This window comes from Pseudomonas sp. LBUM1651 (assembly GCF_059716135.1).
This window is the reverse complement of the sequence record NZ_CP166805.1, coordinates 4,784,516-4,796,785: the sequence shown is the minus strand read 5'-3', so window position 1 is coordinate 4,796,785 and position 12,270 is coordinate 4,784,516. Positions and strand designations below refer to the sequence as shown.

At 59.8% G+C, this 12,270-nt stretch carries 10 protein-coding genes; 9 read left to right on the top strand and 1 reads right to left on the bottom strand.

Features of this window, described 5'->3' with window-relative positions:
* The first annotated feature begins 156 nt into the window (after positions 1–156).
* The 9 genes from ACA066_RS22495 (at position 157) to ACA066_RS22455 (ending at position 11,070) form a co-directional block, all read left to right on the top strand.
* Complete coding sequence (locus ACA066_RS22495) at positions 157–888, top strand: response regulator (protein WP_123409256.1); 732 nt, start codon at positions 157–159, stop codon at positions 886–888.
* On the top strand, positions 878–2,347 hold the full coding sequence (locus tag ACA066_RS22490) for an ATP-binding protein (protein ID WP_497696694.1): 1,470 nt from the start codon (positions 878–880) through the stop codon (positions 2,345–2,347). Before ACA066_RS22495 ends, ACA066_RS22490 begins: the two co-directional genes overlap by 11 nt.
* A gap of 265 nt (positions 2,348–2,612) precedes the next feature.
* A complete protein-coding gene (locus tag ACA066_RS22485) occupies positions 2,613–3,872 on the top strand; it encodes a D-mannose isomerase (protein WP_497696693.1) in 1,260 nt (419 codons plus the stop codon).
* A gap of 117 nt (positions 3,873–3,989) precedes the next feature.
* Entirely contained in the window at positions 3,990–5,297 is a 1,308-nt protein-coding gene (locus tag ACA066_RS22480) for an ABC transporter substrate-binding protein (protein WP_497696692.1), read from the top strand.
* A gap of 157 nt (positions 5,298–5,454) precedes the next feature.
* A complete protein-coding gene (locus tag ACA066_RS22475) occupies positions 5,455–6,363 on the top strand; it encodes a carbohydrate ABC transporter permease (RefSeq protein WP_007902369.1) in 909 nt (302 codons plus the stop codon).
* Positions 6,356–7,201 (top strand): carbohydrate ABC transporter permease, encoded by an 846-nt coding sequence (locus tag ACA066_RS22470; RefSeq protein WP_214378147.1) that lies wholly within the window; start codon positions 6,356–6,358, stop codon positions 7,199–7,201. Before ACA066_RS22475 ends, ACA066_RS22470 begins: the two co-directional genes overlap by 8 nt.
* A gap of 4 nt (positions 7,202–7,205) precedes the next feature.
* A complete protein-coding gene (locus tag ACA066_RS22465; RefSeq protein WP_497696691.1) occupies positions 7,206–8,366 on the top strand; it encodes an ABC transporter ATP-binding protein in 1,161 nt (386 codons plus the stop codon).
* Positions 8,367–8,571: 205 nt separating this feature from the next.
* Positions 8,572–9,918, top strand: a complete 1,347-nt coding sequence (locus tag ACA066_RS22460; RefSeq protein WP_497696690.1) for a carbohydrate porin — start codon at positions 8,572–8,574, stop codon at positions 9,916–9,918.
* Positions 9,919–10,215: 297 nt separating this feature from the next.
* Complete coding sequence (locus ACA066_RS22455; RefSeq protein ID WP_497696689.1) at positions 10,216–11,070, top strand: D-hexose-6-phosphate mutarotase; 855 nt, start codon at positions 10,216–10,218, stop codon at positions 11,068–11,070.
* A 130-nt stretch (positions 11,071–11,200) separates the two neighbouring features.
* Here ACA066_RS22455 and ACA066_RS22450 read toward each other — a convergent pair whose 3' ends face one another.
* Positions 11,201–12,061 (bottom strand): MurR/RpiR family transcriptional regulator, encoded by an 861-nt coding sequence (locus tag ACA066_RS22450; RefSeq protein WP_175649041.1) that lies wholly within the window; start codon positions 12,059–12,061, stop codon positions 11,201–11,203.
* Positions 12,062–12,270 lie beyond the last annotated feature (209 nt).

Sequence of the window (12,270 nt, the reverse complement as noted above, 5' to 3'; positions counted from 1 at the left end):
GCGAGCAAGCTTTGCTCCTACAGGTTTTCGGTGTTCATGTGACCGCTGCCACCCTGTAGGAGCCGAGCTTGCTCGCGATGGGGCCCGCACAGACAACATAGATCTCTGAACGATCAGGCATAATCCGCCCAATTCAAACAACAAGGACGCCGCCCCGTGAGCTCAGTCAACAAGTCGATTTTGTTGGTCGATGACGATCAAGAGATACGCGAGTTGCTGGACACCTACCTGACTCGCGCGGGTTTTCAGGTGCGTACCACGCCCGACGGCGCCGGTTTCCGCCAGGCCATGAACGACGCGCCGAGCGATCTGGTGATCCTCGACGTGATGCTGCCCGACGAAGACGGCTTCAGCCTCTGCCGCTGGATTCGCCAGCACCCGCGTCAGGCGCAGGTGCCGATCATCATGCTTACTGCCAGCTCCGACGAAGCCGACCGCGTCATCGGTCTGGAGCTGGGCGCCGACGACTACCTCGGCAAACCCTTCAGCCCCCGTGAATTGCAGGCGCGGATCAAAGCCTTGTTGCGCCGCGCGCAGTTCGGTCAGGAGCGTTCCGGCAGCGAAGTGCTGGCCTTCGATGACTGGCGGCTGGACATGGTCAGCCATCGGCTGTTCCACATCGACGGCGAGGAAGTGATTCTCTCCGGCGCCGATTTCGCCCTGCTGAAACTGTTCCTCGATCACCCGCAGGAAATCCTCGACCGCGACACCATCGGCAACGCTACCCGTGGCCGTGATCTGATGCCGCTGGACCGGATCGTCGACATGGCGGTCAGCCGTTTGCGCCAACGTCTGCGCGATACGGAAAAACCGCCACGGCTGATCCGCACCGTGCGCGGCAGTGGTTACCAACTGGCAGCCAATGTGGTTGCCAGCAATGGTCACTGAGTTTTTCCGCAAGCTCGCGGCAAAGGTGCCAGTGCCACGTTCGCTGCTCGGGCGGATGTTGTTGCTGACCCTGCTGGCGGTGCTGTTCGCCCAAGCGCTGTCGAGCGTGATCTGGGTCTCGCAACTGCGCGCCACACAGCTTGAAGGCCTGGTCACCAGCGCCCGCAGCCTCGCCCATTCGATGACCGCCAGCGTCAGTTACTTTCGCTCTTTACCGGTCGCATTCAGACCGCTGGTGCTCGACCAATTGCGCAGCATGGGCGGCACCCGTTTTGTCGTGACCCTAAACGACAAACCCCTGGGCATGGAAGTGCTGCCGATCACCCCGCGCAAAGAAGCGGTGCTCAAAGCGGTGGATGAAGTGCTGCGCCAGTCGCTGGGGCAGGACACGGATATTTCGGTGACGTTCGTCAGCCCCGAGGATTTGCGGATTTTCAACGGCGGCCTGAAACTCGATGAATTACCGCGCTCCTGGGCGCATTACGCATTGACCCTGGAACCGGTGAATCCGCCGGTGCTGGTCACGCAAATCCAGATGGCGCCGGGCGAGTGGCTGTACATCGCCTCGCTGTTGCCCGAGCCCTACACCAGCCTTGAAGAGCAGGGTCTGCCGGCACAGCAAGTCTGGTTCATCGTCCTCACCAGCGGCTTTTTGCTGTTGTTCATCGGCCTGTTGGTGCACTGGCAGAGCCGGCCGCTCAAGCGCCTGGCGCGTGCTGCGCGGGACATGTCCCTTGGCGCCGAAGTCGAGCCGGTGGCGGAGGGCGGCGGCAGTGAAGTGGTTGAAGTGGGCCGCGCCTTCAATGCCATGCGCGAACGCATCAGCCGTTACCTGACTGAACGCAGCCAGTTGTTCAGCGCGATTTCCCATGATTTGCGCACGCCGATTACCCGGCTGCGACTGCGGGTGGAGTTGCTCGAAGACGAAAAGCTGCAAGCCAAGTTCGGCCGTGATCTGGATGAACTGGAGCTGCTGGTCAAAGGCGCGTTGCAATGCGTGAAAGACACCGACATCCACGAAAACATCGAGCCGGTGGATCTTAACCATGTGCTCGATTGCCTGGTGGAGCCGTATCTGGCGCCCAACGGCAATGGTCGCGTGACCCAGCAGGGCCGCGCACTGGCGGCGTATCCGGGCAAACCGCTGGCGCTCAAGCGCTGCATCGGCAACCTGATCGACAATGCCCTGAAGTACGGGCAGAACGCGCACTTGCATATCGATGACGACGAGAACGCGTTTGTCCTGCATGTCGACGACGAAGGGCCGGGTGTGCCGGAGCAGCGGCTGGAGCAGGTGTTCGATCCACACTTTCGCCTGGCCGGGCAGCAGCAGGGTTATGGGTTGGGGCTGGGGATTGCGCGCAATATTGCCCATAGCCATGGCGGGGAAGTCAGCTTGCAGAATTTGCGTGAAGGTGGGTTAAGGGTGACGTTGCAGTTGCCTCGTTCGGTTGATTGACACTGACCCTGTGGCGAGGGGGCTTGCCCCCGTTCGGCTGCGAAGCAGTCGCCAAACCTGAAAACTCATTTCTTCAGGTAAACCGTGGTGACTGTTTTGGGACCGCTTCGCGGTCCAACGGGGGCAAGCCCCCTCGCCACACGTACTCACTGACCACAAAATTTGACTGTCACAAACCGGTGACATAACTCGCCCCCTTCGTTACAAGCCCACCCCCGCCCGTTGTTTAGACTGCCCGCAGTCATAACAACAAAAAAGGCACCCCATGGACACCTTCCAAGCCGCCTTCAGCAGTTGGCTGAACGCACCGGCCCATCAGCAATGGCTCGTCGCCGAAGGCCTGCGCCTGCTGGCGTTTGCCAAGGCGTCGAAGCTCCCCGAAGGCTTCGGCAATCTCGATGAAAAAGGCCGGCTCCCAGCCAACGCCCACGCCGAAACCATGAACACCGCGCGCATGACCCACAGCTTTGCCATGGCGCACATCCAGGGCCTGCCGGGTTTCGCCGAGCTGGTGGATCACGGCGTCCAGGCCCTCAGCGGCCCATTAAAGGATGCCGAATACGGTGGCTGGTTCGCCGCCCCCGAACACCGCGACGGCAACACCGGCAAAGCGGCGTACCTGCACGCGTTTGTCGCCTTGGCGGCCAGCTCTGCGGTGGTCGCGCAAAGTCCCGGCGCGCAAGCCTTGCTCGATGACGCGATCAGTATCATCGACACGCATTTCTGGAGCGAGGAGGAGGGCGCGATGCGCGAATCCTTCAACCGCGACTGGAGTGAAGAAGAACGCTATCGCGGCGCCAACAGCAACATGCACGCCACCGAAGCCTTCCTCGCCCTGGCCGATGTCACTGAAGACAACCGTTGGTTGTGCCGCGCGCAACGGATCGTCGAGCGCGTGATCCATGGTCACGCCGCCGCTAACGATTATCTGGTGGTCGAGCATTTCGACCGCGACTGGCAGCCGTTGCGCGAGTACAACCACGACAACCCGGCCGACGGTTTTCGTCCTTACGGCACCACGCCGGGCCACGGTTTCGAATGGGCGCGGCTATTGCTGCACCTCGAAGCGGCGCGGGTGCAGGCGGGGATGCTGACACCGGGCTGGCTCGTCACCGACGCGCAAAAACTCTTCGAGCACAACTGCCGTCACGGCTGGGATGTCGACGGGCTGCCCGGGATTGTCTACACCCTCGATTGGGACAACCGCGCAGTGGTTCGCCATCGTTTGCACTGGACCCATTGCGAAGCCAGCGCCGCCGCCAGCGCGCTGCTCAAATGCACGGGCGAGGCGCAATACGAAACCTGGTACCGGCTGTTCTGGGAATTTTGTGACAGTCATTTCATCGATCGCGAAGGTGGCAGTTGGCACCATGAACTCGATCCGCAGAACCGCCCGAGCGCCGATATCTGGGCTGGCAAACCCGATCTCTACCATGCCTGGCAAGCCGTGTTGATACCGCGCCTGCCGCTGGCGCCGAGCATGGCCAGTGCCTTGGCGAGGTTGTCCCAGAGCGGTTCTATGTAACCATGCGGTGACATTCACGCGTCCCTTCGTTACCTGTGGAGGGATGAATCCTGTTTAAAATCCTATGCAGCGCAAGCACCAGACTTGCATGCATAACAACAAGAAAGGTACTTCCAGATGAATGCGATTTCTCGCCTCGCTACTGTCATTTCTCTCGCGTCGCTGCTTCCCCTCAGTGCATTTCCCCTCAGTGCCCTTGCCGCCGACTCCAAAGGTTCTGTGGAAGTCGTTCACTGGTGGACGTCGGGTGGTGAAAAAGCAGCGGTCGACGTCCTCAAGGCTCAAGTCGAAAAAGACGGCTTCACCTGGAAGGACGGCGCAGTCGCCGGGGGTGGCGGTTCCACGGCCATGACCGTACTGAAAAGCCGCGCCGTCGCCGGTAACCCGCCGGGCGTTGCCCAGATCAAGGGGCCGGACATCCAGGAGTGGGGCAGCACTGGCCTGCTCAGCACCGATGCACTGAAAGACGTTTCCAAGTCCGAAGGCTGGGATAACCTGCTGATCAAGAAAGTCTCCGACACCGTCAAGTACGAAGGTGACTACGTTGCCGTTCCGGTGAACATTCACCGCGTGAACTGGCTGTGGATCAACCCGGAAGTGTTCAAGAAAGCCGGCATCGACAAAGCCCCGACCACCCTCGAAGAATTCTACGCCGCTGGCGACAAGCTCAAGGCCGCCGGCTTCATCGCGCTCGCCCACGGTGGCCAGCCTTGGCAGGACAGCACCGTGTTTGAAGACGTGGTGCTCTCGGTCATGGGCGCCGACGGTTACAAAAAAGCCCTGGTGGACCTGGATCAGAAAACCCTCTCCGGGCCTGAGATGACCAAGTCGTTCACCGAGCTGAAAAAACTCACTGGCTACATGGACCCGAACCGCGCCGGTCGTGACTGGAACATCGCTGCCGCCGACGTCATCAACGGCAAGGCGGGCATGCAGATGATGGGCGACTGGGCGAAAAGCGAATGGACCGCGGCCAAGAAAGTCGCCGGCAAGGATTACCAGTGCGTGCCATTCCCGGGCACCGAAAAAGCCTTCACCTACAACATCGACTCGATGGCTGTATTCAAGTTGAAAGCTGATCGCAAGGGCGACATCGCCGCTCAGCAGGACCTGGCCAAGGTCGCTCTGGGTAAAGACTTCCAGAAAGTCTTCAGCATCAACAAAGGCTCGATCCCGGTGCGCACCGACATGCTCAACGACATGAGCGCTTTGGGCTTCGATTCCTGCGCTCAAGCGGCCGCCAAAGACTTCCTGGCGGACGAGAAGACCGGCGGCCTGCAACCGAGCATGGCGCACAACATGGCCACTTCCCTGGCCGTGCAGGGCGCGATCTTCGACGTGGTCACCAACTTCATGAACGACAAGGATGCTGACCCGGCCAAGGCCAGCGCCCAACTGGCATCGGCTGTGAAAGCTGCCCAGTAATCCCCGGCACCGAGTGACCCCTTGTAGGAGCCGAGCTTGCTCGCGATGACGGACTGACATTCAAAACAGATGTCGGCTGTTACACCGCTATCGCGAGCAAGCTCGGCTCCTACAAAGATCCGTGCCGATTTTATTTCTCTTCACCTGGATTATCCCGATGAGCTCTGTGGCGGTTTTCAGCAAAGCCTCACCGTTCGATGCGCTGCAACGCTGGTTACCCAAGTTGGTACTCGCGCCAAGCATGCTCATCGTGTTGGTTGGTTTCTACGGTTACATCATCTGGACATTCGTACTGTCCTTTACCAATTCGAGCTTCATGCCGAGCTACAAATGGGTCGGTCTGCAGCAATACATCCGCCTGATGGACAACGATCGCTGGTGGGTCGCGAGCAAGAACCTCGCGGTGTTCGGCGGCATGTTCATCGGCATCAGCCTTGTCTTGGGCGTGTTCCTCGCGGTGCTGCTGGACCAGCGCATTCGCAAGGAAGGTTTTATCCGCACCGTTTACCTGTACCCGATGGCGCTCTCGATGATCGTCACCGGTACGGCGTGGAAGTGGCTGCTCAACCCGGGCCTGGGCCTGGACAAAATGCTGCGTGACTGGGGCTGGGAAGGCTTCCGTCTCGACTGGCTGGTGGATCAGGACCGCGTGGTTTACTGCCTGGTGATCGCCGCCGTGTGGCAAGCCTCGGGGTTTGTGATGGCGATGTTCCTGGCGGGCCTGCGCGGTGTCGATCAATCGATCATCCGTGCCGCGCAAGTCGACGGTGCAAGCCTGCCGACCATCTACTTGAAGATCGTTCTGCCGAGCCTGCGCCCGGTGTTTTTCAGCGCCTTCATGATCCTCGCGCACATCGCGATCAAGAGTTTCGACCTGGTGGCGGCGATGACGGCTGGCGGTCCCGGCTACTCGTCCGACCTGCCGGCGATGTTCATGTATTCCTTCACCTTCAGCCGTGGCCAGATGGGCATTGGTTCGGCCAGCGCCATGATGATGCTCGGCGCGATCCTGGCGATTCTGGTGCCGTACCTGTACTCCGAATTGCGAGGCAAGCGCCATGAGTAATCAACTTGGCAAACCGGGTATCAGCTTCAGCCGCATCGCCATTTACGCAACGTTGTTGCTGGCCGCGGCGATCTACCTGATCCCGCTGGTGGTGATGCTGCTGACCAGTTTCAAATCCCCGGAAGACATCCGCACCGGCAACCTGCTGAGCTGGCCGCAAGTGATTGACGGCATCGGCTGGATCAAGGCCTGGGACGTCGTTGGCGGCTACTTCTGGAACTCGGTGAAAATCACCGTGCCAGCCGTTCTGATCTCCACCTTCATTGGTGCCATGAACGGCTACGTGCTGTCGATGTGGCGCTTCCGCGGTTCGCAACTGTTCTTCGGCCTGCTGCTGTTCGGTTGCTTCCTGCCGTTCCAGACCGTGCTGCTGCCAGCCTCGTTCACCCTCGGCAAGTTCGGCCTGGCCAACACCACCACCGGTCTGGTGCTGGTGCACGTGGTTTATGGCCTGGCGTTCACCACGCTGTTCTTCCGCAACTACTACGTGAGCATTCCGGATGCGCTGGTCAAGGCTGCACGCCTGGATGGCGCAGGCTTCTTCACGATTTTCTGGAAGATCCTGCTGCCGATGTCGATCCCGATCGTGATGGTCTGCCTGATCTGGCAGTTCACCCAGATCTGGAATGACTTCCTGTTCGGCGTGGTCTTCGCCAGTGGCGATGCCCAGCCAATTACCGTGGCCCTGAACAACCTGGTCAACACCAGCACCGGGGCCAAGGAATACAACGTTGATATGGCCGCCGCGATGATCGCCGGGCTGCCGACACTGCTGGTCTACATATTCGCTGGCAAGTATTTCCTGCGTGGGCTGACGTCCGGCGCGGTCAAGGGGTAGAAACATGGCAACTCTCGAATTACGCAACGTCAACAAGACCTACGGCGCCGGTTTGCCGGACACCCTGAAAAACATCGAACTGAAGATCGATGACGGTGAGTTCCTGATCCTGGTCGGTCCGTCGGGCTGCGGTAAATCCACACTGATGAACTGCATCGCGGGACTTGAAAACATCAGCGGCGGCGCGATCCTGGTGGATGACGCTGACATCAGCGGCATGAGCCCGAAAGATCGCGACATCGCCATGGTGTTCCAGTCCTATGCGCTGTACCCGACCATGAGCGTGCGCGACAACATTGCCTTCGGCCTGAAAATTCGCAAAATGCCGGCCGCCGAAATCGACGAAGAAGTCGCCCGCGTCGCCAAGCTGTTGCAGATCGAACACCTGCTCAGCCGCAAACCCGGTCAGCTCTCCGGTGGTCAGCAACAGCGCGTGGCGATGGGCCGTGCCCTGGCGCGGCGGCCGAAGATTTATCTGTTCGACGAACCGCTGTCCAACCTCGACGCCAAGCTGCGCGTCGAGATGCGCACCGAAATGAAACTGATGCACCAGCGCCTGAAAACCACCACGGTCTACGTGACCCACGACCAGATCGAAGCGATGACCCTGGGCGACAAGGTGGCGGTGATGAAGGACGGGATCATTCAGCAGTTCGGCACGCCGAAAGACATCTACAACAACCCGGCCAACCTGTTCGTGGCGAGCTTCATCGGTTCGCCGCCGATGAACTTCATTCCCCTGCGCTTGCAGCGCAAGGACGGTCGTCTGGTGGCGCTGCTCGACAGCGGTCAGGCGCGCTGCGAATTGCCGTTGGGCATGCAGGATGCGGGTTTGGAAGACCGCGAAGTGATCCTCGGCATGCGCCCGGAACAGATCGTGCTGGCGGGCAGCGAGCCGAACGGCTTGCCGACCATTCGCGCTGAAGTCCAGGTCACCGAGCCGACCGGTCCCGACACGCTGGTGTTCGTCAATCTCAATGAAACCAAGGTCTGCTGCCGCCTGGCGCCGGACGTTGCGCCGGCCGTGGGCGAGACCCTGACGCTGCAATTCGATCCATCGAAAGTGCTGCTTTTTGATGCCAAGACCGGGGAGCGCCTGGGGGTGGCCGGTGTTCCGAAAGCCGAGGCTCACAGTGCCAATGTAGCCCAATTCAAAGGCCGCTGAAGATCAGAAACTGTAGGAGCGAGCTCGCTCGCGATGGACGTTAACGATGACGTGGGCTGCCTGAATCAACGCGTTGTCCTCAGGTTTTTCGCGAGCAAGCTCGCTCCTACGGGGGGGATATGCGGTGAGCGGCCTGTCGCTCTTCGCAACCGATGTAACCGCGTTAGATAAAAACAGTTAATAACAATAAAACGAGGATGTAGGGATGAAGAAGAACAACAACGCTCAGCTTATCTGCCAGTTGTCAGCGATTGCGGCAATGACGCTGGCCGGCAGTGTGCACGCGGCTGACGCGTTCAGCGCCGATTCCGAATGGATGACCGGTGATTGGGGTGGCGAACGGACCAGGCTTATCGAGCAGGGTATCGACATCAAGATGGACTACGTCGGTGAAGTGGGCGGCAACCTCCACGGCGGCTACAACAACGACAAGACGGCGCGTTACTCCGACCAGTTTGGCCTGGGCGTGGCGCTGGATCTGCAAAAGCTGTGGGGCTGGGATAACACTCAAGCGAAGATCCAGCTGACCAACCGTAACGGTGAGAACATCTCCAATGACCGTGTCGGCGACCCGCGTGCCGGCACCTTGAGTTCTTCCCAGGAAGTCTACGGTCGCGGCCATATGGTCCGTCTGACCCAGTTGTGGATCAAGCACCAGTTCCTCGACGGTAAACTGGACGTCAAGGCTGGTTACTTCGGCGAAGGCGAAGACTTCAACACCTTCCCTTGCGAGTTCCAGAACCTGGCGTTCTGCGGTTCCCAAGTGGGTAACTGGGCGACCAACATCTGGTACAACTGGCCGGTCAGCCAGGCCGCGATCCGCGTGAAGTACAACATCTCGCCTGAGTTCTATGCGCAGATCGGCGCCTACAACCAGAACCCGTCGCAACTGGAGCACGGTAACGGCTTCAAGCTCAGCGGCAGTGGTACCAAAGGCACCGTGTTGCCGGTCGAACTGGTCTGGTTGCCTAACCCGAACAACCTGCCGGGCGAATACCGTGTCGGTTACTACAAAAGCACGGCCAACGCCGATGACGTTCGTGAAGACGCCAACGGTAATGACGCGGCCACCAGCGGCAATGCTTACCGCAGCCACGACAGTAAATCCGGCTACTGGTTTGTGGCACAGCAACAGCTGACCGACCACAACGGCGACAAGAGCCGCGGCCTGACCGTTTCGGCGAACGCCACGTTCCACGACAAGGACACCAACATCGTCGACAACTACCAGTCGCTGATGCTTGTGTACAAGGGCCCGTTCGATGCGCGTCCAAAAGATGACGTCGGTATCGGTTTCGCCCGTATCCATGTCAACGATGACGTGAAGAAAAACGCCGAGTTGGTCAATGCCTCCAATGGTGTCACCCAGTACGAAGATCCGCGGTTTGCGCCATTGCGTGACACTGAATACAACTACGAGATCAACTACGGCTTCCACGTTACCAACTGGCTGACCGTGCGTCCTAACCTGCAATACATCACTCACCCGGGCGGTGTGGATGAAGTCGACAATGCGCTGGTGGCTGGCTTGAAAATTCAGTCGGTGTTCTAACGCTGTTGCGATAAGCTCCTCTCTATGTGCGCATTTTTGCGGACAGCCCAGGCTGTCCGCTTTTTTTTGTGTAGGGTCTATGAAGACCTGTGGAGAGGGGGCTTGCTGTGGCGAGGGGGCTTGCCCCCGTTGGGTCGCGAAGCGGCCCCAGAATTAGCAACCGCGCGGTGTATCAGGTACACCGCAAACTATGGTTTGACGACTGCTTCGCAGCCGAACGGGGGCAAGCCCCCTCGCCACAGTGGTTCACTGGGCACAAAAGTATGAGTACACCCATGATTTTCAGGACCGTGGCACATGCATGAGCATCCGCTACAACGCTTCTTCAAATCCTTGCGCGAACGTCCGGTGTTTGCGTGGGAGCGCTATCAGATGCGCGATGTGCTGGTGATCGATCATCCGCTGTGTCAGGCGGTGTTCAGTCGGCAGGGCGCGCAATTGCTGCACTTCCAGCCCAAAGGGCAGAAACCCTGGCTTTGGTGCGCAGCGAAGTGGCCGCATGTTGGCGCGATTCGTGGCGGCGTTCCGGTGTGTTGGCCGTGGTACGGCCGTCATCCGAGCGAAAACGCGTGGCCATCCCATGGCTGGGCGCGGTTGCTGGACTGGAAACTGCTCGACAGCAGCCATGACGACGATGGCGTGCGCCTGCACTGGCAGTTGCAGTTGTGCGACTGGCAAGTGGACCTGCATGCCCACCTTGGCGAACGCATGGATTTGCGCCTGAGCACCGAGCATCAGGACAGCCTGCCGTGCCAATTGAGCCAGGCGTTGCATGCCTATTGGCGTATCGGTGACGTTGGTGAGATAGCGCTGTCTGGGCTCGATGGTGCGCAAGGTTATGACCAGTTGAACCGCCAGGTTTGTCAGCAGGAAGGCGAGTTACGGGTGGAGGGCGGCTGTCAGCGGGTGTTCCAGCATGACGGCGAATTGCAGCTCAAGGATCACGCCTGGCAGCGGGAATTGTGCATTGATACCGGGGATGATGCGGATACGGTGGTCTGGCACCCGGGTTCACGACCGTTGCTGGGGGTGAGCTGGAATGAGATTTCGGAGTTTGTCTGTGTGGAGGCCGCGAGTGGCGGGACGGACAGTCTGAGCCTGGCGCCGGGCCAGAAGGCGCATTTGAGTTTGCAGGCAAGGGTCGGGGCGTAATTCGCGGTGTTGCATCCGACGCATTCGTGGGCAAGCCTCGCTCCTACAGGATTACGCCAGTCGCGAGAGCGCCGATAATCTGTAGGAGCGAGGCTTGCCCGCGAAGAGGTCCTGGCAGGCAATAGAGGAGCTAGTTGAACTCATCCCCCACCGGATACCGACTCGCATTCAGACTCTCTTTGATCTTGCGCAAATGCGGCTGGAAATCCACACCGCGGCGCAACGTCATGCCGGTCGCCAGCACATCCAGCACCGTCAACTGAATGATCCGCGACGTCATCGGCATATAGATGTCGGTGTCTTCTGGCAGCGGAATGTTCAGGCTCAGCGTACTGGCCTTGGCCAGCGGCGAACCTTCGGCTGTCAGCCCAAGCACCGAAGCGCCGTTTTCCCGGGCGATACGCGCCACTTCCACCAGTTCGCGGGTGCGGCCGGTGTAGGAAATGATCACGAACAACTCGCCGGTGTGGGCCACCGAAGCAATCATCCGTTGCATCAACACATCCGCATGGGCGGTGACGGCAAGGTTGAAGCGGAAGAATTTGTGCTGCGCATCCAGTGCCACCGGGGCCGAGGCGCCGAGGCCGAAGAAGTGGATCTGCCGGGCCTGAATCAACAGGTCGACGGCGCGGCTGATCAGGTTCGGGTCCAGGGCTTGCAAGGCACTGTCCAACGACGCGATGGCGCTGCCGAAAATCTTCTTGGTATACGCTTCCGGATTGTCGTCGGCCTCGACCGCACGGCTGACATACGCCGCGCCGCTGGCCAGGCTCTGGGCCAGTTGCAGCTTGAGTTCCGGGTAGCCGCTGACGCCGAACGAGCGGCAGAAACGGTTCACTGTCGGCTCGCTGACCTTGGAGGCCTGGGCGAGGGCGGCGATGCTGAACCGGGTGGCCTGCTGTGGGTTGAGCAGGATCACTTCGGCGACTTTGCGTTCCGCCTTGTTCAGGTCTTCAAGGCGATTCTGGATCTGTTCCAGTAAATTTCGCACGCGGTCCATATGATTTCCTAGGTTCTGCAATGCAAATAAGGGCTCGGCTATGCAAATTGGGCCTTTGATGCGGCCCCAAGCGGTGGCCTATCCTACTGATGGCTCCGACCGACCACCACTCGGAATCTGTATTTTGCGAAAATGTTGTGGTTATTACTACATTTTCTCTTGAGCGATGCCTTGAAAAAAGGTATTTGTAGCTTAACTTG